Source organism: Pseudomonas sp. LBUM1664, assembly GCF_059695895.1.
In genome coordinates this window covers 5,023,041-5,048,762 of sequence record NZ_CP166791.1, presented here as the reverse complement: position 1 = coordinate 5,048,762, position 25,722 = coordinate 5,023,041, and the positions used below count along the sequence as shown (strand labels likewise).

Below are 25,722 nucleotides of genomic sequence, written 5' to 3'. Positions count from 1 at the left end.
GCGACGCTTAACCTTGGATCCTGTCGCAGCCCGTCCCCGGCTGCACAACGGGATTACCTGGGAGGGTTGAACATGACTACACAGATCCCCGTCAGTCACATGGCTTTTGTGCGAGCCCGTGCCGCTTGCTCCAAGCAACTGGGCGCGCGCCTGAGTACCCTGATCGCGCCTTCGCGCCAAGCCCCCGGTTGCCTGCACTTTGCCTTGCAGCATTCGCAATGCGACGCCGATTTGTGGCTGGTGTCCGGGCTTTGGGTCAATCAGCAGACGATGGACGCCTACTTCAATTCCCCAGCCATGGGGATTTTCGCCGAGCTGGTGCAGGAGCTGGTGGTGAGCAGCCTGGATTTCCATACCTTCCGGGACGTGTCCGCTGCGCAGGCGACCGAAGGGTGTTTGGCGAAGGTACACAAACTGGCCGGATGAAGGTTTAATGACCGTCATTTTCCATCGCCAGGATGCGCAGATATGGCACGTAAAGCCTTTGAAACCTTTGAAGCTGTTTCCGCAGTCGTTCCCCGGGAGGGCGGCGGTTATTACGCGGCCATCGCCACCAAAGCCATCGGCGGCTCCGGTGCGCCGCGCTTTAATAAATTGCTGGAAGAGCAGACGTTCAAAACCGCCACTGACGCCGATGATGCGGCTGCAAAGGAACTGACCCGTCTCAAGGGCGTCGACGATGAGGGCGGGCTGGTCTGGAAGCTGCGAGATTAACGCTGTGGGAGCAAGGCTTGCTCCCACAGGTAAACTCTTTGCCACAGGGTGTGGTGTGCAACCTATTATTGAGGGCGATGCATCTTGAACAGTGCCTCAGGCCCCAGCTGGAAATAATCCGCCGGCCCGCCGCCGCGCAGAATCGGCTCGGCGGCGACGGTGTCGTAGATCCCATCTTTCAATAGCCACTTGGCGATATGCACGGCGACCACTTCGCCGAGGATCAGCCAGCTCGGCACCAACGCCTTATCCGCCCGCTGCAACTGAATGATCTGCGTGACCTTGCATTCGAAGGACACTGGGCTTTGGGCCACTCGCGGCACCTGGATCACCCGTGACGCCGCTGGCGTCAAACCCGCCAGTTCGAACTCGTTGACCTGTGGCGCGACCATTGCGCAGCTCTGGTTCATCTGTTCGGCCAGCGGGCGTGTGGCCAGGTTCCAGGCGAACTCACCGGTCTGTTCGATGTTGTTCAGGCTGTCTTTGCGCCCGATGCTGGAGAAACCGATGATCGGTGGGGTGTAGTTGAAGGCGTTGAAGAAGCTATAGGGCGCCAGGTTCAGGCGGCCTTCGGCGTCGTGGGAGGAAATCCAGCCGATAGGGCGTGGGCCGACGATGGCATTGAACGGGTCGTGGGGCAGGCGATGGCCTTGGGCGGGTTCGTAGTAGTGGATATCGTCGGGCATGGCTGGTGAGGGTCCTGGGTTTGGATTGAAACGGGATTTGAGGATAGTGCAGGGGCTAGCTGTTTTTGTCAGCACCGTAGAACCCGCTCCCACATTGATTGGGGCGGTGATGAAACCTGTGTCTGCCTTCTTTTCCATGACCCAGAAATAACTAAGCCCGGCCGAAGCCGGGCTGTGAGGGGTGTCTTTGTGGGGGATTAGCTGATGGCGGCAGTGCCAGTGTGGTCGAAGCCATCTTCAGCAACAGCGTTGGAGCCAGTGCGGTTGAAGCCATCTTCAGCAACAGCGTTGGAGCCGGTGCGGTTGAAGCCATCTTCAGCAACAGCGTTGGAGCCGGTGCGGTTGAAGCCATCTTCAGCAACAGCGTTGGAGCCGGTGCGGTTGAAGCCATCTTCAGCAACAGCGTTGGAGCCGGTGCGGTTGAAGCCATCTTCAGCGACAGCGTTGGAACCAGTGCGGTTGAAGCCATCAGCGGCGACGGTGGCAGTGCTGGTGCGGTCGTAGCCATCGGCGGCAACAGCCGAGCCGGTGCGGTTGAAGCCGTCTGCGGCAAAGGTGTTGGCGGCCAGCACGGACAGGGTCAGGGCGAGGATCAGTTTGGTTTTCATGGTTGTAACTCCAGTTTTCGTTGGCGGTGTGGTGTGTCTTGCATGGGTTTCATGCTACTCCAACTAAATTGATTGAAAAGTGCAAAATAATGCTAAAAACAATCGATTAAGTAGATGTTAAGGGCGACGCATTTAATCGCTTCCCAGTGGGAGCGAACGTCGCGCAGGTAATCGATCAGGTGAGTTCAGGGTGCAGCGCCAGCATTAATCGAGGATTAACCGCTGTTTTGGCTTGTGTGACAGTTTTTTCATACACGCTGTATGGCGCCCGGCGCTTGGTTTCTGGCCGTGGGGCAGACTGGCATTGTCGTTGGCGGTGTTGGCGGGGATTTTACGGGTGATGATTGCCGCGCCGTCGCTCCCACAGGTCCAGCGCAAATCCTGTGGGAGCGAGCCTGCTCGCGAGGGGCCATCACCGTCACCGTTGCAGTGACGGTCCAACCCTGTCAGTCCGTCACGATCCGCGAATGCTTGCGGGTGTCTTTCATGGTCACGTAGACCAGAAGCGATACGGCGATGCACGCCGTCACGTACCAGTAGTAACCGGTTTCCATGCCGATGCTCTTGAACCACAGCGCGATGTATTCAGCGGTACCGCCGAAGATCGATACGGTCAAGGCATACGGCAGGCCGACGCCCAAGGCGCGGATTTCGGTAGGGAACAGTTCGGCTTTCACCACGGCGTTGATCGAGGTGTAGCCGCTGACGATGATCAGGGCGGCCATGATCAGGAAGAACGCGCCCCACCAGGTCTGGATGGTGTGCAGGGTGGTGAGGATCGGCACGGTGCACAGCGTTCCCAGGATGCCGAAGGCAATCAGGATTGGCCGGCGACCGACCTTGTCCGACAGACTGCCGATCACCGGTTGCAGGCACATGAACAGGAACAGCGTGGCGGCGGAAATGGTGGTGGAGTCGGAGATGCTCATGCCGACGGTGTTCACCAGGTATTTCTGCATGTAGGTGGTGTAGGTGTAGAACGCCAGGGTGCCGCCCATGGTCAGGCCGACCACCGTCATCAGCTCTTTGGGGTGACGCATCAAGGTGCGCATGGCGCTTTCCTTGGACTTTTCTTTCTTGGTGAACGACTCGGTTTCTTCCATGCCGCGACGCAGGTACAGCGCTACCACTGCGCACAGCGCGCCAATGGCGAACGGAATGCGCCAGCCCCAGGCATACAGCTGTTCGGTGGTGAGGAATTGTTGCAGCACGATCAGCACGCCGAGGGCGATGAGCTGGCCCGAGATCAGGGTCACGTACTGGAAGCTGGAGAAGAAGCCGCGACGTTCCTTGGTCGCCATCTCGCTCAGGTAGGTCGCCGACGTGCCGTACTCGCCGCCTACCGACAGGCCTTGAAGCAAGCGGGCAAACACCAGCAGGATCGGGGCGCCGACGCCGATGGTTTCGTAGCCGGGGCTCAGGGCGATGATCAGCGAGCCAAAGCACATCAGCAGCACCGAGGCCATCAACGCCGCCTTGCGACCGGCGCGGTCAGCGTACAGGCCCATCAGCCAGCCACCGATCGGTCGCATCAAAAAGCCCACGGCGAAGATCGCGGCGGTGTTGAGCAACTGGGCGGTGGTGTCGCCCTTGGGGAAAAAGACTTTGGCGAAGTACAACGAGAAAGCGGCGTAGACGTACCAGTCATACCACTCGACCATGTTGCCGACCGAACCGCTGAAAATCGATTTGATCCGGCTGGCGGTGGTTCTTTTACGGGCGGGCGCGACAGTCAACCCAAGGGGCAGGGCGTTGGAGTTATCCATTGAAGGATCCTTCATTTAATTGTTTTTGTGGAGCGCGTGTGAACGCAGCCTGACAGGGCTATAGCAGGAGCTATGCCATGTGCTGGAGGGCCGGTTTAGAGGGGTTTTCAGCGTTGGGTGAGCGGAAAGCCGCTTGTTCTGAATCGGGGGTGAGCGGGAATCCGCTTATCCGTGGAGAAATGCGTTATCTGGGCTGGCCTCATCGCGAGCAAGCTCAGCTCCCACATTTTGACCTGCGTACACATAACCCCTGTGGGAGCCGAACTTGCTCGCGATGAGGCCGGGACAGGGACAGAAAATTCAGCTGTCCTACAAAAACATCTCCCGACTCAACCCATGCCGCTGCAGCTTTTCATTGAAGGTGCGGCGTGGCAGTTGCAGCTCTTCGAGCACCGCCTTCACGTCACCTCTGTGTCGCGTCAGGGCGGCGCGCAGGCACTGGGCTTCGAAGGCTTCCTGCTGAGCGGCGAGGGACTGGCCGGGCTCCGTATCCAGGGCATGCGGTTGATCGAGCCCCAGCACCTGGCGTTCGGCGACGTTGGCCAGTTCACGCACGTTGCCCGGCCAGTTGTGGCTGAGCAGATGGCTCAATTGCGGGCCGCTCAGGGGCGCGGCGGGGCGGCCCAAGCGTTCGGCGGCGCTGTGGGTGAAGTGTTCGAACAGCAGTGGAATGTCCTCGCGCCGTTCACGCAGTGGCGGTAGGCGCAGCTCGGCAACGTTCAGGCGATAGGCCAGGTCTTCGCGAAAACGCCCGGCCCGGGCTTCGTCCAGCAGGTCGGGCTTGGTGGCGGCGATGATGCGCAGGTCCACGTTGATGCTCTGGTTGGAACCCAGGCGTTCAAGTTTCTGCTCCTGCAACACCCGCAGCAGCTTGACCTGCTGGGCCAGGGGCATGCTTTCGATTTCATCGAGAAACAGCGTGCCGCCGTCGGCGTATTCGAGTTTGCCGATGCGCTTGCCCTGGGCGCCGGTGAAGGCGCCGCTTTCATGGCCGAACAGTTCCGCCTCGAACAGCGGTTCGGGAATGGCCGCGCAGTTCAACGCCACGAAAGGCTTGTTCGCCCTTGGGCCGAAGTCGTGCAGGCAACGGGCGACCAGTTCTTTGCCGCTGCCGGTTTCGCCACGGATCAACACGTTGACCGGCAGTGTTGCCAGGTCCAGCACCTGGCGCCGCAGGTTTTGCAGCGCGCGCGAAACCCCCAGCAGCGTCCCGTCGAGCCGGGCCTTGGCGTCGGCCTGTTCATGCAAGCGACGGTTCTCCAGCACCAGGGAACGCTTGTCCAAGGCCCGGCGCAGGCTGCCGAGCAGGGCTTCGGGGCTGAAGGGTTTTTCCAGAAAGTCATAGGCGCCGTCGCGCATGGCTTCCACGGCCATCGGCACGTCGCCATGGCCGGTCAACAGAATCACCGGCAGGTCCGGGTCGCGCCGCCGCACTTCGGCCAACAGCTCCAGGCCACTGAGCCCGGGCATGCGCACATCGCTGAGAATCACGCCGGGAAAATGCCCCGGCAGCTGCGCCAGGCATTCTTCAGCGCGGCTGAACAGTTGCACGTCGAACCCCGACAGGCTCAGCCATTGCTCGACGGCGCTGCGGATGCTGCCTTCGTCATCGACGATGATGACCTTGTTCAGTGGGGAATGGCTAAGCATGCAACTGCGCCTCCTGATCGATGGGCAAGGTCACGCAGAACACCGCGCCGTTCTCATGGTTCTCCGCCGTCAGCCGCCCGCCGGATTCGTGAATGATTGCAAACGAAACCGCCAGCCCCAGGCCCAGGCCATCGCCCACCGCCTTGGTGGTGAAGAACGGATCGAACACCTGGGCCAGGTGTTCTTCGGCGATCCCGCTGCCGCTGTCACTGACCGTCAAGCGCCACAATTGATCATCGGCTTCCAGGCGAACTTCCAGGCGTTTGAGGGGCTGGCCGGCCATGGCGTCGAGGGCATTGCGCAGCAGGTTGATCAACACCTGTTCGAGGCGGATCGCATCGCCACGCACCCACGCCGGGCGGGTCAGGTGCAGCACGGTGCTGACCTGTTCGTCGCGCAGGCGGGTGTCCAGCAGTTGCAATGCCTGGTCCACCACCGCCGCCAGGTCCAGGCGTTCGCGCAGGCCGCTGGGGCTTTTGCGGGCGAAGGTTTTCAGGTGCCCGGTGAGGGCGGCCATGCGCGTCAGCATGTCGTCCACCGGTTTTAGGGCCTTGTAGGCATCGTCGACCCGGCCGTGATCCAGCAGCAGGCGCAACGTTGCCAATTGCATGCGCTGGGCGGTCAGCGGTTGGTTGATTTCATGGGCCAGGGCCGCCGACATCTGCCCCAGGGCCGCGAGCTTGGCCGACTGCACCAGGCCGTCCTGGGCCGTGCGCAAGTCCCGGGTGCGTTCTTCCACCAACCGTTCGAGTTCTTCGCGGCTGCGCTGGCGCAGTTTCGCCAAGCGCCAGCGTTGGTTAAGAAACAGCAGCAGGAACACCAGCGCCAGCCATAGCCCGGCGGCGGCGATCCCGGCGTTGCGCCGGTCTTCGAAGGCGATCTGCGGCTGGCGCAGCAGGTGCAGCGTCCAGCCTTCGGCGCTCAAGGGCAGGGATTCCCACAGGTAATCCGCCGGACCCTCGGGGGCCTCGACCCGGGCCAGATGACTGTTGTCGTCAAAGCGCCGCAGCGGTTCATAGGCCAGGGGTTGCAACGGCTGCTTGTCGTATTGGCGAGTAGCCTTGAGTTCGGCGCGGTCGCTGTCGGCCAGCGGTTGCAAGTGGCGATAGCGCCAGCCCGGTCGGTTGGCGATGAAGATGATCCCTTTGGCATCGCTGACCAGCAGGGTGTCGCTGCCCAGGCGCCATTCGCGCTCAAGCTCCGGAAACTCCAGCTTCACCACCATCGCGCCAAGAAACTCGCCGTTGTCGCCGGTCACTGCGCTGGAGAGGAAGTAACCCGGGATGCCGCTGGTCACGCCCACCGCATAAAACCGCCCGGTGCCCTGGGTGCGGGTCTGGAGGAAATACGGACGAAAACCATAGTTGTGCCCGACATAACTGCTGGGCAGCCGCCAGTTGCTGGCCGCCACGGCCAGGCCGGTGTGGTCGAGCAGCTCCAACGTGGAAGACTGTGCGGCGCCGTTGATCTGTTCCAGTTTGCGATTCAACCCATCCTGCTGCTCCGCACTGACCGGCCCCTTGAGGGCCGCGCGCAACTCCGGGTCCAGCGCCAAAACGGCGGGCAAAGCGCGGTAGCGTTCGATCAAGGTCTGCAACGAATTGGCGTACAACGCCAGTTGCTGGTTGGCACGGTTCGCGTCTTCCTCCAGGGCCTGGCGTTCGGCGTGGCGCACGGCCAGGGTGGCGGCAAGGGCGGCGCCAACAAGGATCAGAGTGATGGCAAGGAACAGGCGCAAGGTTCGGGGAGTCGGCAGCATGCAGGCGCAAACCGGTAGAAGTCGGAGGTCGCACCATAGCATGTAGCCCAAGGGGAACGACAAGGGGGAGCCAGGACGATGCCAATCAACTGACAGGTATCATTTTCCGGCTCCGCTTTCCCTGCATTCGAAGGTTCAGAGCCGCGTGGAGGCATTGCGTATCGCAGTCCGACTCCGTGAGCCTCTTTGCATGACGCGGCTGCCATTGGACGCTTGAGAATCGACAGAGGCTTGCCGCGCCAACGCTCCGCTCGTGCTGTGGCTTGCTGGCCTCAGTCGGGTGATTTTCTCAAGCATGCCCATTGTTCGCCAGGTAATACCAATCAACTCTTCGACTTCCATCACCTGTTCACGCAGTGAGTTCTGCGCCTTTTCTGTCACGTCTTCTTGTAGGCGTTGATCCGCAATCAACGCGTCGATGGTATCTATCCACTTGCCGGCCTGGGTTTTTCTCTCGGTCTTGCCCTTTGTCCCCCTTAGCTCGTCGACATAGCCTCCTACCACAGGGCCTAGTATGGCGCCGGCCAATGCTGTTGCGGCGGTTATTGCGGTGACCGCCATGGCGTACCTGCGGTTGACCCTTTGCGTAACTTCGCTGGGTGGGGTTAAGCCATCGCCCTCCGGGTCCCAAGTGCTGGCAATTGACCAGGCGGGATTAAACATAGTGCCGTACACCGTCACTTGCGCGACGGCACTGAGCACCGTTGAAACGATTGCCGCATTGGCGGGGCTTGATGTGCCGACCGGAAGCAATGCTAACCCGACTCTGGAGTCGACCGCTGCCAAAGCCATTCGCTTGGTCCATGCTTGCCACGTCTCATCGGGCTTGGGCGGCATTGGGGGAGGAGTCGGAGGTGACTGTTGTGCAGATGAGTCAATGCTGCCCACGATGCCACTGTCGATTGAACTTACCCGTGAGAGTGACGGGCTCATTTGAATTGTAGTTTGTGCCGGTGCCGTAGGGGGCAGCACTTTTATTGCGCCTTGTTCATCAATGAAATTGACCGGATTGTTTCCCACGAACGCATACCTGTTCAGCCCATCCACATCCCCCGCCGGGTCTGCGCTGACCCAACGCTGCAACCACGGCGCGTAGTAGCGCGCACCGTAGTAATACAGCCCGCTGGTATCCATTTCCTTGCCTGAATATCGCAGGGTCTTGTAGTCGACTTCAATGCTTGAACGGGCGGCCTGCCAGGCGGTGCCGCCGAAGGGGTAGTAATGCTCGAGGCTGATCAAATCGCCGTGGCGGTCCAGTTCCAGGGTGCTGGAGCCCAGGTGATCGTCGAGGTTGTAGCGCAGTTGGTCGGCTTCGATGCCGCCCGGTTGGCCGGCTTCCCAGTGCAGGCAACGGACACGGCCGTAGGCCAATGCACAACTGATTATGTGCAGTTCTTCGCCGGTGCTGCTCGTGCGGAGCTCAAGGCCCGGCAAGTAGTGCGTTTCGCGTAAAGTGCTTAGTGTGGTGTGGGTCTTGATGACCCGCTCGCCCCGGCTGTAAAGGTAGGTTTCATCATCCTCGGCCAAGTCATTATTGCGTTTGAGGAGCGTGACTTTGCTGAGCTGGTTCCGGGCATTCCACACCAGTGGCTGTGCACCGCGTTGCAAATACAGCTGGTTGCCGTGGGCATCGAACAGCGCGTCGAAAATTGGTTCCGGGTCGCCATCCGCCCAGCGCACGCCGCGGTTGCTGTGGGGGTCGACACGTAGCGTCTGCGTGTAATTGTTGCCGGCGCGAACATGCCGCAGTTGGGTCAGGTTGTTGCCGTTGTCGTAGTCAAAAAATTGGGTGTAGTTGAAGCGATGGCTGGGGTCGATGGGGACTATTGGTGTCGGTAAACCGGGTTGCAGGTGCGGTGTAGCACCTTCGAAGCCGCTGGCGCTGATCAAGCGGTAGAGCGAGTCGTAGGTGAAGTCGCGATGACCGTCCACGCGCTGGTTGGCAAAGTACAAAGTGGTCAGCGTCTGGTCTTCAATGCGCAGCACGTTGCCCATGGGGTCGTAGAAATACGCCAGGTGCTGACGCAGGTCGTCGCCAGGTTTGCCTGCTTTGAGTGTGCTCAGCCGATCATTGGTCGGGTCATAGGTCCAGCGGCTGATCACGCCGTTGGCGGCATCCTGCCGTTCGATCTGACCGGCCGCGTTGTAATGGGCATCCAGCAGAATCGGCTGGGGTGTGGTGTGTCCCCTGAGTTGCAGGTCCACCTGTTTGAGCTGCCCGGCGATGTCCCGACGAAAGTATTGCCGGTGGCCGCCGGCGTCAGTTTGGCTCACGGGCGTACCGAGAGCGTCGAAGGTTTGCCCGGTGGTGTAGGAAGGGCCGCTGGTAAAAACGCGCATCTGGCGCAGCGGTTCGCCCAACAGGCCATAACTGTCGAAGTGCAGAGCGCCCGAGGGATCGACCTGCTCCAACAACTGGCCGCGCAGGTTGTGAACGGCATCGGCCGTGGCGTCAGCGTAGGTGAAGGTGTCGACTCCGACCTGGCCGTTCTCCTCCAGGGCCACCGGGCGCAGTTGAGGGTCGTAGGCCACACGCCAATGATTGCCGCGCTCATCCCAACGCTGCAGGGTTTCACCCGCCAGTCCCGGCAACGCCAGGCGCCATCCGGCGTCGACGCTGTCGGTATGCAACGGGCTCCCGCTGAGATTGTAGAGGGTGGTCTGGTTGGGTTTGGGGGCGTGGCCGAAAAGGCGTGGGTCCCATTGCTCGGTGATGTGGCCGATGATGTTGTGGCGTTGCCGGGAAATCAGCGCCTCGGCGGAGGCCGAGGCCTGGCTGCGCAAGTAGTCCACGCGCCGGACGGGGCCTGCTCGTCCGTCGAACACTGCCAGGCTTGGCGTATTCCTGTGAACCGGGCTGCTCACTTGTCAGACTCCCGGGTCCGTGTCGTTGTAATCATGGGCACATTGGTACCAGGGGTGATGGGCATGCCAGGCTTCATGGCCCTTGGCATTGATGACCTTGACCAGGCGCCCTGACGGATCGTAGAACTGCTGGTCGTGGTAGCCGTGCTCGCGCAGCGAGGCGTCGTTGATGTAGTGCCAGGCATCGGCGAAGTAAGGCCGATAGAGCCGCGTGACCAGCCCTTTGTTGTTGTACTCGACCCGTTCACTGACGCGCCAGCGCGGGTTGGCCAGGCGCTGGATCGGTTTCCCTTCTTCATCCAGCATCAGCGAACCGTCATCCGCTACCGCATAGGCCGCCCCGGGCTCGACCCGCTGCTTGGTTTGCAGGGCACGGCCGAAACCGTCGATGGCCCTGATGGTGATGCGGATCTGTTGCGAGAGGTCGTCCGGGTAGCGGTCGGCGCTCAGCACAACGCTGTGAACCGGCTCCTGCGGCGTGGCCTGGATCAGCGTCCACAGCTGCTCTTGGGCGTCGGTGCGCGTGGCGAGCCGGGCCAGGCGAATGCGGGCCGAGGCGCGGATGTGGCCGCTGGGCAGCAAATAACGGGCGCTGACCCACTCGTTAAACTGTGTAGACGTCACCAGAGCGGCATCGATCTTGCCCATCCAGCTGTGTTCGTCGGAGCGCACGGCACTGGCGATCCTGCCCAAGGTGTCCTTGGGATGGTCGATGGCGTGACCCGGCGACAGATCATCGGGCGGCAGGTAAGTGTCGATGGGGTCGAAGCCAACCGGCATGCCGCCTTCGCTGCCATGAGAGGTGCCGCCCAAGGGAACGCCGGCCGGGCCATACAACGCTTCCTGGATGTTGTCATTGGCGTCGACGATTTTGTGCGGCAACAACGAGTGGTAATCGTATTCGACCCGGGTCGCGCAGCCGTCCGGCAGTGTAATGGCGATGCTCATCAGGTGGTACGCGTCGTACTCGACCGTTGTGATGCCGTGGCTTTGGGTTTCTTGCAGGGCGATGATCTGGAAGAAACCGTCAAGCGCGTCGTAAGTGGCGAAATCGACTTTTTTGGACCAGAGATTTTTATCGTCGTCCGCGAACGGATCTTCGGGCAGGAACAGTGTCATGGGCTCAAAGCCAATCGTTTCCAGTTGCTCGCGAATATCGAAGGGCGCAGGCACGGCGGCGTAGGCGTCCAGCGCCTGCTTGTCGAACTCCGCCACTTCCAGTGGAGCAGTCAACGCCTGGAAGGCGATTTCGCCTTCATCGTTAAGCAGGTAGTTCTGTTCCTGAAGCGTGATCAATTGTCGTGCGGCGGTCCATTCTGTTGATTGGTGATGCATGACAAAGCTTTCATAGCTGATCTCACCAGGGTTCAGCCCGTCAGGTAACGTGCCTTTGGGGCGTTGCAGCCCGTTGCCTCGAACGCGCCAGGGTAGGCCCAGCCGCTGGCGCTGTCCGATGTCGTCGAGCAGGTGCAGGTGCTCGGCCCGGTGCTCGACGATGTGGTACACCTGCTGCTGATCGTCATGAGCATCGCGCCACCAGGTGTTCTCGTCTTCATCTTCGAAGGGAGGGGAGTCGAGCGCGGTGAGGCGTCGGGCGTAATGAACAGCGAAGCCATGGACACGCTGACCGTAGAGGTTCCAGCCCAGGTTGATGTTGTGCTGGATTTTTGGGTCATTGGTGAAACCGTCGTATTGATAGCTGATGGTTTCAAGGTCCAGCACCAGCAAGCTTTTGTGGCCGGTATGGGGTTGGCGCAGCAGGTAGCGCTGTTGTGTCACGGTGTACGGCCCTACCGTGTCGGTCGCTTCGGCGCGGTGAACTTCACTGCGCAACACATGGCCGCCCAGGGCATAGGCCATTTCCCGGGCGGTGTCCGGGTCGGGTGTGATGATCTCGTCGAACTCGTCACCTTCGTGGAATCGGGCCAGCAGCGTGCGGCCCAACCGCGGAGCTTCGCTGTCACCGTTGAAACAGTCCTTGAGGGGCTGGTCGACGGCGCGGCCAGTGTGAAACCAGGTCTTGACCAGCACCGGTGCGGTGAAGCCGGGGTCCTCCGTGTCCTCGGGCATTTCGCTGCCACGCTGATACAAGCGGCCGAAGCCGCGGAACTCACGGTGATAGCTGTCGTAGTCACCTTCGAAATAGGTAAAAAGCTGGCTCCGGCAATTGCCGGTGATTTCGTCCAGCTGCTCCTGCCGCGCCACCACTGGCAGGGCCATGGGCAGGTAGCAAACGGGTTGCTCAAGGTTTTCCAGTCGCTGTTTTTTTTCGTCCAGCCAGAACTGCGCGCTGCTGCGATAGGTCAGGCGAGTGCCGCAGCCCATGTTGTTGTTCATGGCGCTGAGCAGATAGGGTCGCTGCGCGACGAAGTCATAGCGCCAATGCGCCGGTTTCATATCGGGCTGCCCATGGGGCATGCTCAGGATCAGGCTGGCGCAACCCAGGCCTTGCAGGTCCGCCAAGGTGACCTGGCACAGGTTGTCGTAGCGCAGGCCTTCGGGCCATGGCACCACGACAGGTTCCTGTTCCAGGCCATTGCCGCCACGATTAAGGTAGATCTCGAAACAGTCGCTCTTGAGGTAGATCAGCGCGGGCGCCCCGGATCCGTCCAAGTCGGCGATGCGCACCCGGCCGGCATCGAACTCGGCGTAAGTGAAGGGCAGGGGGCTCATGACAAAACCTTCGCCTAGACGCCCATGGCCCAGGTTCGGCCAACACTTGATTTCATCGAAGCGGATACGACACAACTCGGTGCTGTCGCTGCCCAGCAGATTGCCGAACATCACCAGCTCGTTGCGCGCGTTACTGAACAAGGGCAGGACGCTCTCCGGTTTGAGGAGCACCTCATGGGGCACCTCCACGCCAGGGGCGAACCCCTCTTCGCGAAGGTTGGCGTACAGCCGCACGCTCTTGGGCCCGATCATGACCAGGGAGCGCAAGCCGTCGCCGGCCATATCGCTCAGTTGCGCGGCGGGGTGCAGGAACTCCGTCGGGAAACGGTCGAAGGACGTGAAGGTCGACCAACTGCGGTCCGGGTTGAGGGTATAGAAGCCACTCATTCCCGGCTGGGAGATGATCCAGTTGAGGCGACCGCTGCCGGTCAGGTCGGTCAGTACCTGCATCGCCGCCGAGTTGTCAGAGGCGAGCGGGATGCTCGGCAAAAGTGACCATGGGCCGTAACTGATTTCATTGTCATCGGCCGCGCCGCGCTCGGGTTCGCGGTAATACCAGCCATCGGTGTAATGGCAGAGGAAGCCCGGAACGCCTTCGCCGTAAAGGTCGACGCACTGGTAGCGCTGAGGGGCTTCGAGGGCGGGCATCGTTTCGAGGGCAAAGAAGGTTTCGGGTACCAGGTTGAGCTCAAAATCGTTGTACTGCAGTTCGACGGGGGGCATGTTTTCGAACCGGCCCTCGGCGTCCCAGGTTTGATAATGGGCGGCGGTCAGCAGGTTGTAGCCCAGCGTGGTGGCGGTATATTCGAGCACCAGCCGCTGCACCAATGCAGGTTCGGTACCGGCTGTGGCGGGGAAGTGGTGGAACATCAGCACCTGCTGGCACAAGCGCCGTGTACCGACCTCAAAACCCTGCTGGTAGGCGTGGATGGGGTCGCTACGCTGCTGCCAATTGTCTTCTTTCGGAGCCACCCAGGCAGGTTTTTCCTCAAGCTCAACGGTGCGTTGCCCATAGTCGAACAGCAGATGAAAGTGCCAGTCCAGGGTGGCGGGATCTTCCTCTTCGAAGCAGTAAAAGGTCTCGCTGGCCGTGGCATTGCCGTAACACACTCGCCGCAGGTAGCGTTGGGCGCGGTAATCGTGAGGGCCGTCAGACGGGGAGGGATCGGCCACGTACTCGTAGAAGATGTGCTCGCCCAATGGGCTGACCTCCTCCAGTAACAACCATTCGACGATGCGTGACGGGTCTTGCGGGTCGAAAATGCGCGACGCTTCGGTTTTGCCGTAGCAATACAGGTGCCCATTGCTCCCTTGAACCCGCCAGAACGGCGCTTGGCCGCCTTCGGGCGTCCACAGCTCATAGAGATCGAACGCGCTTTCAATCCTGGGGTAATAGCGCACCACCTTTGACAAGGTTCCGCTGCCCGATCCCGCCAGCGTGCGGATGACCTGGCCTGCATCGTCGAGGTCGGGCCAGCAATCAACCCCCCTGGCAACCATCACATCGTCATCGAGATAATGCGGCACGCCTTTGCTGGTTTTACGGGCGATGCTGGCGACAGACAGCTGCATACCGATGCCGAACGGGCCGTTGCCGCTTTGGCTGTTGTAGTGCAGGGCCAGCATCGGCGTCAGGTGGCGTGCGCTGGACAAGGGCAGCGGCAATGCAAAGGAGGCGGCCCCTCGCGTGCCGACGGGGCCGAGTCTGTTGCCAACAGTGGCGATGGATGCACTGCGGGCAATAGACGGTGTATCGATCTGGAGGGGCGCTTGATCTGCCATTGCGGGTCATCTCTTATTAGCCAACACCAAGGCGAAAACCTGGCAAAGCCTGAGCATGACGACAAAGGGGCGATGCGTAACCTGTCAGATCTGACAGGTGGGCGGGCATGCCGACGGACGGCTGTGCCGTAGGAGCTATCGAGTACAACGAGCACAAAAAAAGGCCAGTGGGTTTGTCACCCACCGGCCTTTTTCACAGCCACGAAATGCCTGTTATTGCACTTCTACCGCCAGGCTTTCACTGATTTTTTTCTGCCAGATGGCCGGGCCGGTGATGTGCACCGATTCGCCTTTGCTATCGACCGCAACGGTCACCGGCATGTCCTTGACCTCGAACTCGTAGATCGCTTCCATCCCCAGCTCGGCGAACGCCAGGACCTTGGATTTTCGAATCGCCTGAGCCACCAGGTAAGCGGCACCGCCAACGGCCATCAGGTAAACAGCCTTGTTGTCCTTGATCGCTTCGATGGCGGTCGGGCCGCGCTCGGATTTGCCGATCATGCCCAACAAGCCGGTCTGCTCGAGGATCTGGCGAGTGAACTTGTCCATCCGCGTGGCGGTGGTCGGGCCGGCCGGGCCCACCACTTCGTCACCCACCGGGTCGACCGGGCCGACGTAGTAGATGAAGCGACCCTTGAGGTCCACCGGCAAGGTTTCACCCTTGTTCAGCATTTCCACCATGCGTTTGTGCGCCGCGTCGCGACCGGTGAGCATCTTACCGTTGAGCAGCACGGTTTCGCCCGGTTTCCAGCTCTGCACTTCTTCCGGAGTCAGGGTGTCGAGGTTCACGCGGCGAGCCGATGGGCCGGCTTCCCAGACGATTTCCGGGTAGGCGTCCAAGGGTGGCGCTTGCAGCGAAGCGGGGCCTGTGCCGTCCAGCACGAAGTGGGCGTGACGGGTGGCGGCGCAGTTGGGGATCATGCACACCGGCAGGGAAGCGGCGTGGGTCGGGTAGTCCATGATCTTCACGTCGAGCACGGTGGTCAGGCCACCGAGGCCCTGGGCGCCAATGCCCAACTGGTTAACCTTCTCGAACAGCTCCAGGCGCATTTCTTCGATACGGTTCTGCGGGCCGCGCGCCTTGAGCTCGTGGATGTCGATGGATTCCATCAACACTTCTTTGGCCATGACGGCGGCTTTCTCGGCGGTGCCGCCGATGCCGATACCCAGCATGCCCGGTGGGCACCAGCCGGCGCCCATGGTCGGAACGGTCTTGAGTACCCAGTCGACAATTGAGTCGGACGGGTTGAGCATGGCCATCTTCGACTTGTTCTCGGAACCGCCGCCCTTGGCCGCCACGTCCACTTCCACGGTGTTACCCGGGACGATGGAGTAGTGGATGACCGCCGGGGTGTTGTCCTTGGTGTTTTTGCGTGCACCCGCCGGGTCGGCGAGGATCGACGCGCGCAGGACGTTTTCCGGCAGGTTGTAGGCGCGACGCACGCCCTCGTTGATCATGTCGTCCAGGCTCATGGTCGCGCCATCCCAACGCACGTCCATGCCCACGCGCACGAACACGGTCACGATGCCGGTGTCCTGGCAGATCGGCCGATGGCCGGTGGCGCACATGCGCGAGTTGATCAGGATCTGCGCCATGGAGTCACGGGCCGCTGGCGATTCTTCGCGCAGGTAGGCTTCGTGCATCGCCTGGATGAAATCCACGGGGTGGTAGTAGGAGATGAACTGCAGGGCGTCGGCAACGCTCTGAATCAGGTCATCTTGCTTGATCACGGTCATGAGTCGCGCTCCTCTCTAAAGACGGGAACATTCAATAAGGTGCCACCCGTTTGGGTGCATCGGTCGACGGATGGCACCTCTTAAGGCACGCCGGACATGCTGGCGCGACGCTAAAAAGGCGCGGCAGTATATCGCGCATCGTGGGCGGTGTGGCTAGCGCCAGAGCGTCAAGCAAATGCGTCATTTTGGGCCATTGCTTTGACGCCATTTTTCTGCTCCAGAATTGAATGGTCATTTGGCGAGCACGCCACTAAAGTGGCGTCTGGCCTGTAGCGTAGGACGCCTCCTGTCAGTTCCTTTCCCATGGTGAGTCAACGATTGACCCATAACGCCATTCAACGTCTTTTGCTGAAACGCTTCGCCTTGGCAGCCGCGACTTACGCGCTGGCACTGGTGTTGTTGTGGCTGGCATTTTTCAGTGGTCATTACCTCGATTCGTTGCGCGATGTCATCATCGGCAGCGTGTTGGTGGTGCTGTGCCAGGCTGGGCTGTTCGCGTTATTTATCACTGACCGCAACCTGCGGTTCGCCGACCCCAGCCTCACTGAAATACAGGTATTGATTGGCCTGGCCTGGCAGACCTGGATGATGGCGCATCTGGACCAGGCTCGTGGCGTGTTCCTGGTGTTCTATGTGCTGATCCTGCTGTTCGGGCTGTTTCACTTGTCGCGCCGGGCCTTCGTGCGCTGCGCGTCCCTGGTGTTCATCAGCTTCAGCGGCATTACCCTCTGGGACGGCTACTTCTTTCGGTTGCCCGACCCCACGCTGGCCGGATTGCAGGTGTGCGTGCTGTTTATCGTGCTGGTGTGGCTGGTGTTTTACGCCCGCTACGTCCAGACCTCACGCCAGCGCATGCGTCAGCGGCGGTTTGCCTTGCAGGCGCATCAGGACACGCTGCGCGGCATGATGCGCCAGCTTGAAGACCTGGTCGCCACCGACGAACTGACCGGTCTGTTCAACCGCCGGCACTTTCTGCGCCTGGCTTCCCGTGAGCTCAACACCCTCAGGCCCAGCGTTGCCCATGGCCTGGCCTTGATCGATCTCGACCATTTCAAGCGCATTAACGACCTGTACGGCCACGCCGCCGGCGATCAGGTGCTCCAGGCGTTTGCCAGTGTCGCCACGGCCTGCCTGCGCGAAGGTGATGTGCTGGCCCGTTATGGCGGCGAAGAATTTGTCATGCTGCTGCCCGCTTGCGATCCCTCGCGCCTGACGGCCTGTTGCGAGCGGTTGCGGCTGGCGTTTACCGAAGTCGAGCTGATTGGCCTGCAGGTGGCCTCCCTCAGCCTGTCGGCGGGCATGACCATGCTGGAAATGGGCGATGACCTGGACAACGCATTGCAGCGTGCCGACCAGGCCCTGTACCGTGCCAAGCGCGACGGTCGCAATCGTTGTGCCGCCGCCTGGGAGAACCGCGATGCCTGAACTGACAGTTGCCGACCGGCAGTGGACGGTGGCGGCCGGCAGCAACCTGTTGGACGCGTTGAATCAGTCTGGCGTGCCGGTGCCTTACAGTTGTCGTGCCGGCAGCTGTCATGCTTGTCTGGTGCAATGCGTGGGCGGCGATGTGCGTGACAGTCGGCCCGACGCCTTGAGCCCGACGCAGCGCGATCAGGGTTGGCGGTTAGCGTGCCAATGCCAGGTGGTCGAGGACGTGCAGATCCACACCTTCGACCCGCAACGCGACGGCCAGGCCGCCCAGGTGGCGGCGGTGGATTGGCTGGGCCCTTGCGTGCTGCGCTTGCGCGTCACACCTGAGCGGGCGCTGCGTTACCAGGCCGGGCAGCATATGGTGCTGTGGGCCGGCGACGTCGCCCGACCGTATTCCCTGGCGAGCTTGCCCGAGGAAGATCGCTTCCTGGAATTTCACCTCGATTGCCGTGAGCCCGGCCAATTCATCGATGCGGCCAGGCAGATGAGAGTGGGCGACCCGATCCGCCTTGGCGAACTGCGCGGCGGTGCCCTGCATTACGACCTCGACTGGCGCGACAAACCGCTGTGGCTGCTCGCCGCCGGTACCGGCCTGGCGCCGCTGTTTGGCCTCCTGCGCCAAGCCCTGCATCAGCACCACCAAGGCGCGATTCGCCTTATTCACGTGGCCCATGATGCCGCCGGGCATTACCTGGCCAAACCCTTGGCGGCGCTGGCGGCCAAGCACCAAAACCTCACCGTCGAGCTGCTGACCTCGGTCGAGACGCCGCCCGCGTTGGCGCAACTGCGGCTGGTTTCCCGGCAAACCCAGGCCTTGCTCTGCGGCCATCCCGACCGGGTCGAGGCCTTTGCCAAACGCTTATACCTGGCCGGCCTGCCGCGTAACCAACTGTTGGCCGATGTCTTCCTGCCCCGTGGTTGAACGCTGATCTTCAGGCGCGAGACCGAGATCAATGTGGGAGCGGGCTTGCTCGCGATGACGCCAGATCAGGCCATACATCCCCAGAAGTAGAAACCAAAAACCCCGCCATTCACATGGCGGGGCTTTTGTTTTTCAGCAACCGGTCACTCAGACCATGGGGTCGCCAACGTGCAGGATTTTCATCCCGTTGGTGCCGCCGATGGTGTGGTAGCTGTCGCCCTTGGTCAGGATGACCCAGTCGCCGGTTTTCACCACGCCGCGCTTGACCAGTTCATCCACCGCCGCCTGGCTGACTTCGCCCGGTTGCAGTGCGGCCGGGTCGAATGGCACGGTGTAGACGCCACGGAACATGGCGGCGCGGGCCTGGGTTTCGCGGTGCGGGGAGAACGCGTAGATCGGCACCGAGGAACGGATGCGCGACATGATCAGCGGCGTGTAGCCGCTTTCGGTCAGGGCGATAATCGCCTTCACGCCCGGGAAGTGGTTGGCGGTGTACATCGTCGCCAGGGCAATGCTCTCGTCGCAACGCTCGAAGGTCTTGCCGATGCGGTGGCTGGAGGTCTTGCTGGTAGGATGCTTTTCAGCGCCCAGGCAGATGCGCGCCATGGCTTGCACCGCTTCGAGCGGATAGAGGCCGGCGGCGCTTTCGGCCGAGAGCATCACGGCGTCGGTGTAGTCGAGCACCGCGTTGGCTACGTCGGACACTTCGGCGCGGGTCGGCATCGGGTTCTGGATCATCGACTCCATCATCTGGGTCGCGACGATCACCGCTTTGTTGTGGCGGCGTGCGTGCAGAATGATCTTCTTCTGAATGCCCACCAACTCGGCGTCGCCGATTTCCACGCCCAAGTCGCCACGGGCCACCATCACGGCGTCGGAGGCCTGGATCAGGCCGTCGAGGGTTTCATCGTTGGCCACGGCTTCGGCGCGTTCGATCTTGGCCACCAGCCAGGCAGTACCGCCGGCTTCGTCGCGCAGTTGACGGGCGTATTCCATGTCGGCGGCGTCACGGGGGAAGGACACGGCCAGGTAGTCGACTTCCATTTCCGCGGCCAGTTTGATGTCGGCCTTGTCTTTTTCGGTCAGGGCCGGCGCCGTCAGGCCACCGCCGCGACGGTTGATGCCTTTATGGTCCGACAGCGGACCGCCGATGATCACGGTGCAGTGCAGTTCGGTAGCGGTGGCGGTGTCGACGCGCATCACTACGCGGCCGTCGTCGAGCAGCAGCTCGTCGCCCACGCCGCAATCCTTGACCAGGTCCGGGTAGTCTATGCCGACCACCTGCTGGTTGCCTTCGGTCAGCGGATGGCTGGTGGAGAAGGTGAACTTGTCACCGATCTTCAGCTCGATGCGCTTGTTGGCGAATTTGGCGATACGGATCTTCGGGCCTTGCAGGTCACCCAGCAGGGCGACGAAGCGGCCGTGCTTGGCGGCCAGGTCGCGCACCAGCTTGGCACGAGCCTTGTGCTCGTCGGGGGTGCCGTGGGAAAAGTTCAGACGGGCAACGTCCAGGCCAGCCAGAATCAGCTGTTCAAGAATTTCCGGCGAATTACTGGCCGGGCCAAGGGTAGCGACGATTTTGGTGCGACGGACGGACATGCAAAACTCCTCAAGTTCAAGCGCCAGCGAAGGCTACTATGCTCTTTGGGTGTAGTCATTGTTCATATGCACTACTTTTTCGTTTGTTTTTCGAAATGAACATTCTTGAAAATTTTCACACCTTGTAAGCACTAAAGCCGAACATTGCCCTTGTGGCGAGGGAGCAAGCTCCCTCGCCACAGTGTTCTCTGCGGGAAGCGCTTTCAAACTGAAGATTTTCCCAGCCAGGTCGATACAGAACTCAAGACAGGAGAACCTCCCCATGCGATTCGTGCTTTTTGTAGCCCTGGCCCTGAGCGTCACGGGCTGCACCCGTTGGTCGATGAACCATCACCTGAACCTGGCCTACAAGGCCTTTGACCGTGGCAATTGCGAGCAGGTGATGCTCGAGCTGTCCCAGGTTGACCGTGCCAGCCGTGCCCGCCGCTATGTACAGCCGGAAGTCTCGATGCTGCGCGGCCAGTGCCTGGAACGGCAAAAGCTGTTTGTCGATGCGGCGCAGACCTACCAGTTCATCATCGCGCAATACCCCAACAGCGAATACGCATTCCGCGCTCGCGCCCGGCTCGAAACCTTGCAGAGCCTGGGCCATTACCCGACCCGCAGCGCTTCGGCGATCCGTCCCACTGCGCTTTGATACCGTTCGTCAACCGCGGCCAGGACACACCACTTCGTATCATTAAAGCCGGATGAAAGACGTTGTGCTGGACTGGCTGTCGCCAAACCTTGAGCTATATTGTACAAGTTGTTATTAGATCTGAATCTCTAATCTACAGGGGCACCTGTGACCGGCAGCATTAGAGCCAAGGCGCTTGCAAGTGTCTGGCACCGGGATCGGGGAGAGCGGGCCGGTTTGTGCTCGTTCCGAAGTATTCGGTTGCCCCTGTCCGGGGTCGTTCAAAAAGCGATGCAAGACATGTACAAAAAACGGCGAATCGAACGGCACCAGTTGCCGTATTTCCTGAAAGTATTCAACGGCGTCAACGACAGACCTATCGGTTTTCTGGGCAACGTTTCCGAAGATGGCCTGATGCTGATCAGCCATTTGCCGTTGATGGTCGGCGCGGTCTTCGATCTGCACTTGAAAATCCCCGCTGATGAAGGGCCGCAGCAAAACATCAAGTTGAAGGCCAGTTGCCTGTGGTGTCACGAAGACGTAACGCCGCAGCATTACGACGCCGGTTTCAGCCTGCACCGGGCGCCGCCGGAGTACGGGCAACTGGTGAGCGCCTTGCAACAATATTTCAGTTTTCATACGTTGTCGGCATCGGCTTAAGAACACAGCTCCCACAGAATCGGCGGTGTATGCGGGACTTGCGACCACCCTCGACCCAATGTGGGAGCGAGCCTGCTCGCGATAGCTATCTCAAGTACCCCATCGCCATCAAGCTGTGCTCCCACCCTTCAGATCAGCGCTGAATCGTCGCTTCGTTATCCAGCAGCTTCTCCAGCAATAACACCCCCATCTCGCCCATCTGGTGAATCGCCAAGGCCAGGTTGCGCGGGGCACCTTCCAAGTCTTCCGACAAGTCCAGGATCAGCGTGCTCACCGAGCAGAAGGTTTCGTAGCTGTGGGCGAGCATGCCTTCGGGATCGGCGTCGGGCGCGACGATGAAGTAATCCAGTTGTTTGTCGGTTTTCTTGTCGGGTTGCCCGTTGTTGGGCTTGAGGTAGTAGTCCAGGGCTCTTTGGGCGGCTTGGTCGAGCTTTTCGGGGTCGAGGGTTTCGTGGGGGGATAGCGGGTTGGTGTGGGGTGGGTTGGGCGTCGGTTTGATCATCATCGTCATCCTGTAAATGGGCTGCCACCGACTCGCGACTAAACGAGAGGTGGCGGCTGAACGCAGGTTAGTCGACCGGGAGGATAACGAAAAACCGGCGCGCCCGAGGGCGCCCTGCGCACAGCCACCATTAAGTACGGGGATAGGGGAACCCGCCTGGATGATGCTTATGCACTTCGTTATACCTCCCGGGCGACTAAACCCGATCGCTGGATATCAGCGACACGAATCAAGTTACGGGGCAAGGCCAAGGCGCACAAGCCGGCGGATTCTGGCGGAACTGTAGTCCATTGCGCAAGGCGCTGTAGTCACTCTCTCCTTTCCTACACCGGATGTTTCCGCTTGTCGGCACTGTCAGATCTGACAGGTGTTTGAACAGGCCAGATGTCTTCACACTGGCGCTCAATACTTCCGTTTAACGACCTTGCTAACGGTAGCTGTTTATTGAGGAACTGATCATGAGCACTGACGATGGTTTTGAAAATAACGACCCGGCAGGGGCGCTAGAAGAAAATAATAATACGGCTAAAGGTGATAGTGCTCATGAGTTGGCAAGCGGTTTATCCTCCGGCGCAACGGCTAATGAAACTATAGTTATCCACGCCACTAAGGACGGTTACTGGGCAGAACTTGAGGTGGAGTACGGTTGGCTACCAAATGGTAGGCAATTTTTTGCAAAGACGCTGCAATACAGGGCGGAATCTAATGGCAGAGATGAAGGTAATATTCATTTTGGCATTGACAGTGAAAGCGCGGGGTCTTCGGGCTGGCACGAGATACTGCATGACGGGGCTATTCAGAATGGCGCGTGGCACCCTATTGATGCGTCGCTCTCGGTAGAAGGGAATGCTTCCCATGGAAGAATATTTTTCAGTTTTATTTATGATAGAAAGGGTACGGGCGATGTTAATCTCGAAACAATCCAGACAGTAAATTTTCGTCCCGCGATCCCAATAATAGATCCGCTGGATACTATAATGGCCCAGCAGTTCCGTATTACAGGAAGCAACGGTATACCTGGTCTCTCTCACGGGATCCGGATTTATAATATTAGTAATGATGAGTATATTACCGCTGGGGAATACGGTGTCGGTGATAGCTGGTCGGCAGACATAGAGATGCCTGCCGGGTTAGATACTTTGACGTTCTACGCCAAGCAAGTAATAGGGGGGCGGTATCCGAAAAATCGAATGTTGTGACAGTTAAACTCATTCTGACGACGCTTGATTCTCCCGCGAATAACGCCCTGTTACCCAACAAAGTTGAATTTGGCGGAACAGGAAGTCCAGGTGTTAAAGTTGCGGTAGTTAAAGCAGATAATCATGCTTCCGCTCTGACTGAAACGGTCGAAGTAACAAGCAGCAAGAGCTGGACGGCCAAGGCCATTGTTGACTTACCCAACGGAACTGCATCCGTACAAGCTGAATATCAATTAAGCGACAGCACCAAAGGCTATACACCTTCGCGCACTTTCCGCGTTGTGGCCGCACCGGTCATCACCGCCTCAACCACCGACCAGCCGATGAGCTTCACTGTATCCGGAACAAATGGCCTACAGGGTGGCAAAGTAGAAGTGTTTATCGACCCTGGAACTAGAAAAGTCGGTAAAGGCGACATCGGGTCGGACGGTCCCTGGAGCGTCGGGGTAACAATGCAGGAGGCAGGTCCCATTAATCTGGTGGCAGAGCAGATAGTCAGCGGCGTCCGCTCACAACGCAGTGCCGCTCGAGCATTCAACATAAAACCCCCGGCACTGAGTTCTATTAGCGTGAACTACCCCGGCAATGACACCGTGAGATTTTCGGGGCCGGGTTACGTCACTGGCAAGGTCGAGATTCATGTTGATAAAAACGCTTCCTCTGTGGTCGACACCATCGTTTCAAGCAGCGGAAGTTGGGCCGTTGACTGGCCCGATCAACCTCCAAAAGAACTCCAGATGTATGCCCGACAAAGTGTTCCCGATGGGTTAGGGACAGGAGGCCGGATTTACTCTGAGTGGACTGATATCGCTGTCAAAATACCCGTCCCGGTGCCCACCCTAACGGCCCGGGAAGGCACGGACCGTCAACCGGAGTTTTCCGGTATCGGTCACGGGTGGACAGGACAACCGGCGGCGACGATCAAGGTGCTACGTGACGGTACCTTGGCGCCTGGCGTGCTCTCCGCCACAGTCAGCAACGGTGGCTGGTCAAGCAAGGCAACCGTTGCCTGGATTCCGGGCACCTATACCATTCAAGCCCAGCAGGTGTTCGACGGGATGGAGTCTGCGTTGACCACCGGGGTTTCGTTGATCATCAGGGCCCCGTTACCCACGGTAGCTGTCGCGACCAACGGCTTGAAGCCAGACTTCTCCGGCACCTGTTTAGAAGGTGCAGAGGTGAACTTGGGGTTCACCGGGGATACAGGCAGGCCCTATGAGGCGACGGAAACAACAACAAACTGGGCCTTTACTCGCGAGCAGGGTTTTATGCCTGGCTCCTATACGGTCAGGGTGACACAAAGCATCGGCGGCCAGACTTCCAACGAGGCGTCCGCGTCGTTCGATGTGCCTGTGTTGCAGCCGATCATCGAATCGCCGGAGGAGGGTGAGGAAGTCGATCACAACCCTGTCATCGCGGGCACCGCCGGTGTACCGGGCGCGGTGATGGAGGTGTTTGATAACTTGACGGATAAGTTGTTGGGCAGTGTCGATGTGACAGACGATGCATGGTCAATGGCTCTTCAGAATTATCCGTTTGGCTTATACACGGTGTATGCCATTCAAAAGTACGGAGTGCTCTCATCCGTTAAAAGCGAGACGCGTTCCTTCAAGGTGATTCTGTTCCCACCGACCATTGACAATCCCGAACCAGACGTGCGCATCGCACGCTCGTTCAGACTCGACGGTCATGCCCGCCCACACCTGAATACTTTGGCGCGGGTTGAATTGTGGCTCAAGGATGCGAGCGAGCCTTTGGCCTCCTTCCGGGCCAGGGAAGACGGTTACTGGTGGTACGACGCCCAATTGCCATTGGGTGCCGATACTGTACGCGCCAGGCAATTTTTTGCGGGTGAAGAATCCCTCTTCACTGTCGAACGTGGATTCACCGTCGTTCCATCCGTACCGCTCATCGAGTCGCCAACACAGCTGCAGCACATTGGCCCCACGGTGACGATTTCAGGGCATGGGTATGTCGGCGATCAGGTTGAGGTGGCCGGGAGCGATGCGCCTGAAACCCTTCTGGGGACGACCCAGGTGCAAGCGAACGGTACCTGGTCGCTTGAGTTGCACATCGACAAGCCGGCCGGCCCGTACTCATTGATCGTGCAGCAAGAGTGCGAGGGGTATCGCTCCGGCTGGAGCGCGCCGCATCCGGTGACGTTGCTTTCCGGCGCGCCGACCTTTACGGCGCCAGAGGCCGGACGCTGGGTCACGGGCACGCCGCGTTTTGAAGGTACAGGCGAGACCGGCAAAACCATTGAAGTGTCGCACTGGTACGACTCCAGGGAAGTTGTCACGCAGGACGACGTGGGGACCGACGGTGCCTGGACGGCTTCGCCCGCTGTTTCGTTGGCTCCCGGCCCCCACTGGATGAAGGCCCGGCACGACGGTTCGCACTCGGGCGACAGCAGTCGTTTTGATGTGATGCCGAACGAAGAAGATTCCGGCGACGACCGGTAGCGACGAAGGTGCGCCTACTGTCAGATCTGACAGTAGGCGTGCCGCTTGTTTTGCCTTCCAATAACAGGTGTAACAGGCCGTTGCTCATTGG

General features: G+C 60.2%; 18 protein-coding genes. 8 read left to right on the top strand and 10 right to left on the bottom strand.

Translation table 11 applies throughout. The annotated features are described in order from the left end of the window. The first annotated feature begins 72 nt into the window (after positions 1 to 72). On the top strand, positions 73 to 426 hold the full coding sequence (locus tag ACA047_RS23635) for a putative quinol monooxygenase (RefSeq protein ID WP_497353486.1): 354 nt from the start codon (positions 73 to 75) through the stop codon (positions 424 to 426). Between the two features lie 42 nt (positions 427 to 468). Further along, the gene (locus ACA047_RS23630) at positions 469 to 714 is read left to right on the top strand and encodes a hypothetical protein (RefSeq protein ID WP_497353484.1); all 246 of its coding nucleotides are present in this window, start codon (positions 469 to 471) and stop codon (positions 712 to 714) included. A gap of 65 nt (positions 715 to 779) precedes the next feature. Here ACA047_RS23630 and ACA047_RS23625 read toward each other — a convergent pair whose 3' ends face one another. The 8 genes from ACA047_RS23625 to ACA047_RS23590 all read right to left on the bottom strand — a co-directional run bounded on the left by ACA047_RS23625 (position 780) and on the right by ACA047_RS23590 (position 16,240). Further along, positions 780 to 1,400, bottom strand: coding sequence for a flavin reductase family protein (locus ACA047_RS23625; protein WP_497353482.1), 621 nt, complete (start codon positions 1,398 to 1,400; stop codon positions 780 to 782). A 197-nt stretch (positions 1,401 to 1,597) separates the two neighbouring features. Then, a complete protein-coding gene (locus ACA047_RS23620; protein ID WP_497353480.1) occupies positions 1,598 to 2,008 on the bottom strand; it encodes a heme utilization protein in 411 nt (136 codons plus the stop codon). A 446-nt stretch (positions 2,009 to 2,454) separates the two neighbouring features. After that, positions 2,455 to 3,774 carry an MFS transporter gene (locus tag ACA047_RS23615; protein WP_497353478.1) on the bottom strand — a complete coding sequence of 440 codons (1,320 nt, stop codon included), beginning with the start codon at positions 3,772 to 3,774 and terminating at the stop codon, positions 2,455 to 2,457. A 309-nt stretch (positions 3,775 to 4,083) separates the two neighbouring features. Further along, entirely contained in the window at positions 4,084 to 5,424 is a 1,341-nt protein-coding gene (locus tag ACA047_RS23610) for a sigma-54-dependent transcriptional regulator (protein ID WP_497353476.1), read from the bottom strand. Continuing rightward, on the bottom strand, positions 5,417 to 7,183 hold the full coding sequence (locus ACA047_RS23605; protein ID WP_497353474.1) for a sensor histidine kinase: 1,767 nt from the start codon (positions 7,181 to 7,183) through the stop codon (positions 5,417 to 5,419). Before ACA047_RS23605 ends, ACA047_RS23610 begins: the two co-directional genes overlap by 8 nt. Positions 7,184 to 7,318: 135 nt before the next feature. Next, complete coding sequence (locus tag ACA047_RS23600) at positions 7,319 to 10,048, bottom strand: RHS repeat-associated core domain-containing protein (RefSeq protein WP_497353472.1); 2,730 nt, start codon at positions 10,046 to 10,048, stop codon at positions 7,319 to 7,321. A gap of 3 nt (positions 10,049 to 10,051) precedes the next feature. Beyond that, complete coding sequence (locus ACA047_RS23595; protein ID WP_497353470.1) at positions 10,052 to 14,503, bottom strand: SpvB/TcaC N-terminal domain-containing protein; 4,452 nt, start codon at positions 14,501 to 14,503, stop codon at positions 10,052 to 10,054. 213 nt (positions 14,504 to 14,716) lie between these two features. Next, the gene (locus tag ACA047_RS23590) at positions 14,717 to 16,240 is read right to left on the bottom strand and encodes a fumarate hydratase (RefSeq protein WP_497353468.1); all 1,524 of its coding nucleotides are present in this window, start codon (positions 16,238 to 16,240) and stop codon (positions 14,717 to 14,719) included. Positions 16,241 to 16,558: 318 nt separating this feature from the next. On the opposite strand from ACA047_RS23590, the gene ACA047_RS23585 reads away from it, so the two are divergent. Together ACA047_RS23585 and ACA047_RS23580 are read left to right on the top strand one after the other, a co-directional pair. Next, positions 16,559 to 17,665 carry a GGDEF domain-containing protein gene (locus ACA047_RS23585; RefSeq protein ID WP_497353466.1) on the top strand — a complete coding sequence of 369 codons (1,107 nt, stop codon included), beginning with the start codon at positions 16,559 to 16,561 and terminating at the stop codon, positions 17,663 to 17,665. Further along, positions 17,658 to 18,593: an iron-sulfur-binding ferredoxin reductase gene (locus ACA047_RS23580; protein ID WP_497353464.1), complete on the top strand. Its 936-nt coding sequence runs from the start codon at positions 17,658 to 17,660 to the stop codon at positions 18,591 to 18,593. Before ACA047_RS23585 ends, ACA047_RS23580 begins: the two co-directional genes overlap by 8 nt. A 147-nt stretch (positions 18,594 to 18,740) precedes the next feature. Here ACA047_RS23580 and pyk read toward each other — a convergent pair whose 3' ends face one another. After that, entirely contained in the window at positions 18,741 to 20,192 is a 1,452-nt protein-coding gene (pyk, locus tag ACA047_RS23575; protein ID WP_497353462.1) for a pyruvate kinase, read from the bottom strand. A gap of 262 nt (positions 20,193 to 20,454) precedes the next feature. On the opposite strand from pyk, the gene ACA047_RS23570 reads away from it, so the two are divergent. Further along, positions 20,455 to 20,829 (top strand): tetratricopeptide repeat protein, encoded by a 375-nt coding sequence (locus ACA047_RS23570; protein WP_497353460.1) that lies wholly within the window; start codon positions 20,455 to 20,457, stop codon positions 20,827 to 20,829. Between the two features lie 279 nt (positions 20,830 to 21,108). Then, positions 21,109 to 21,468 carry a PilZ domain-containing protein gene (locus ACA047_RS23565; protein WP_497353458.1) on the top strand — a complete coding sequence of 120 codons (360 nt, stop codon included), beginning with the start codon at positions 21,109 to 21,111 and terminating at the stop codon, positions 21,466 to 21,468. Between the two features lie 133 nt (positions 21,469 to 21,601). On the opposite strand, the gene ACA047_RS23560 is transcribed toward ACA047_RS23565, so the two are convergent. Then, positions 21,602 to 21,970 (bottom strand): DUF6124 family protein, encoded by a 369-nt coding sequence (locus tag ACA047_RS23560; RefSeq protein WP_497360510.1) that lies wholly within the window; start codon positions 21,968 to 21,970, stop codon positions 21,602 to 21,604. A gap of 458 nt (positions 21,971 to 22,428) precedes the next feature. Between ACA047_RS23560 and ACA047_RS23555 the strand changes: the two genes are divergently transcribed. Together ACA047_RS23555 and ACA047_RS23550 are read left to right on the top strand one after the other, a co-directional pair. After that, positions 22,429 to 23,169 (top strand): hypothetical protein, encoded by a 741-nt coding sequence (locus ACA047_RS23555; protein ID WP_497353456.1) that lies wholly within the window; start codon positions 22,429 to 22,431, stop codon positions 23,167 to 23,169. Next, positions 23,166 to 25,631: a hypothetical protein gene (locus ACA047_RS23550; RefSeq protein ID WP_497353454.1), complete on the top strand. Its 2,466-nt coding sequence runs from the start codon at positions 23,166 to 23,168 to the stop codon at positions 25,629 to 25,631. Before ACA047_RS23555 ends, ACA047_RS23550 begins: the two co-directional genes overlap by 4 nt. Positions 25,632 to 25,722 lie beyond the last annotated feature (91 nt).

Bases quoted from the DNA above. Each gene is read 5' to 3' on its own strand.
- ACA047_RS23630 (WP_497353484.1), top strand. From the start codon at position 469: ATGGCACGTAAAGCCTTTGAAACCTTTGAAGCTGTTTCCGCAGTCGTT.
- ACA047_RS23580 (WP_497353464.1), top strand. From the start codon at position 17,658: ATGCCTGAACTGACAGTTGCCGACCGGCAGTGGACGGTGGCGGCCGGC.
- ACA047_RS23595 (WP_497353470.1), bottom strand. From the start codon at position 14,503: ATGGCAGATCAAGCGCCCCTCCAGATCGATACACCGTCTATTGCCCGC.
- ACA047_RS23605 (WP_497353474.1), bottom strand. From the start codon at position 7,183: ATGCTGCCGACTCCCCGAACCTTGCGCCTGTTCCTTGCCATCACTCTG.
- ACA047_RS23620 (WP_497353480.1), bottom strand. From the start codon at position 2,008: ATGAAAACCAAACTGATCCTCGCCCTGACCCTGTCCGTGCTGGCCGCC.
- ACA047_RS23625 (WP_497353482.1), bottom strand. From the start codon at position 1,400: ATGCCCGACGATATCCACTACTACGAACCCGCCCAAGGCCATCGCCTG.
- ACA047_RS23570 (WP_497353460.1), top strand. From the start codon at position 20,455: ATGCGATTCGTGCTTTTTGTAGCCCTGGCCCTGAGCGTCACGGGCTGC.
- ACA047_RS23590 (WP_497353468.1), bottom strand. From the start codon at position 16,240: ATGACCGTGATCAAGCAAGATGACCTGATTCAGAGCGTTGCCGACGCC.
- pyk (WP_497353462.1), bottom strand. From the start codon at position 20,192: ATGTCCGTCCGTCGCACCAAAATCGTCGCTACCCTTGGCCCGGCCAGT.
- ACA047_RS23565 (WP_497353458.1), top strand. From the start codon at position 21,109: ATGTACAAAAAACGGCGAATCGAACGGCACCAGTTGCCGTATTTCCTG.
- ACA047_RS23635 (WP_497353486.1), top strand. From the start codon at position 73: ATGACTACACAGATCCCCGTCAGTCACATGGCTTTTGTGCGAGCCCGT.
- ACA047_RS23555 (WP_497353456.1), top strand. From the start codon at position 22,429: ATGAGCACTGACGATGGTTTTGAAAATAACGACCCGGCAGGGGCGCTA.
- ACA047_RS23560 (WP_497360510.1), bottom strand. From the start codon at position 21,970: ATGATCAAACCGACGCCCAACCCACCCCACACCAACCCGCTATCCCCC.
- ACA047_RS23610 (WP_497353476.1), bottom strand. From the start codon at position 5,424: ATGCTTAGCCATTCCCCACTGAACAAGGTCATCATCGTCGATGACGAA.
- ACA047_RS23615 (WP_497353478.1), bottom strand. From the start codon at position 3,774: ATGGATAACTCCAACGCCCTGCCCCTTGGGTTGACTGTCGCGCCCGCC.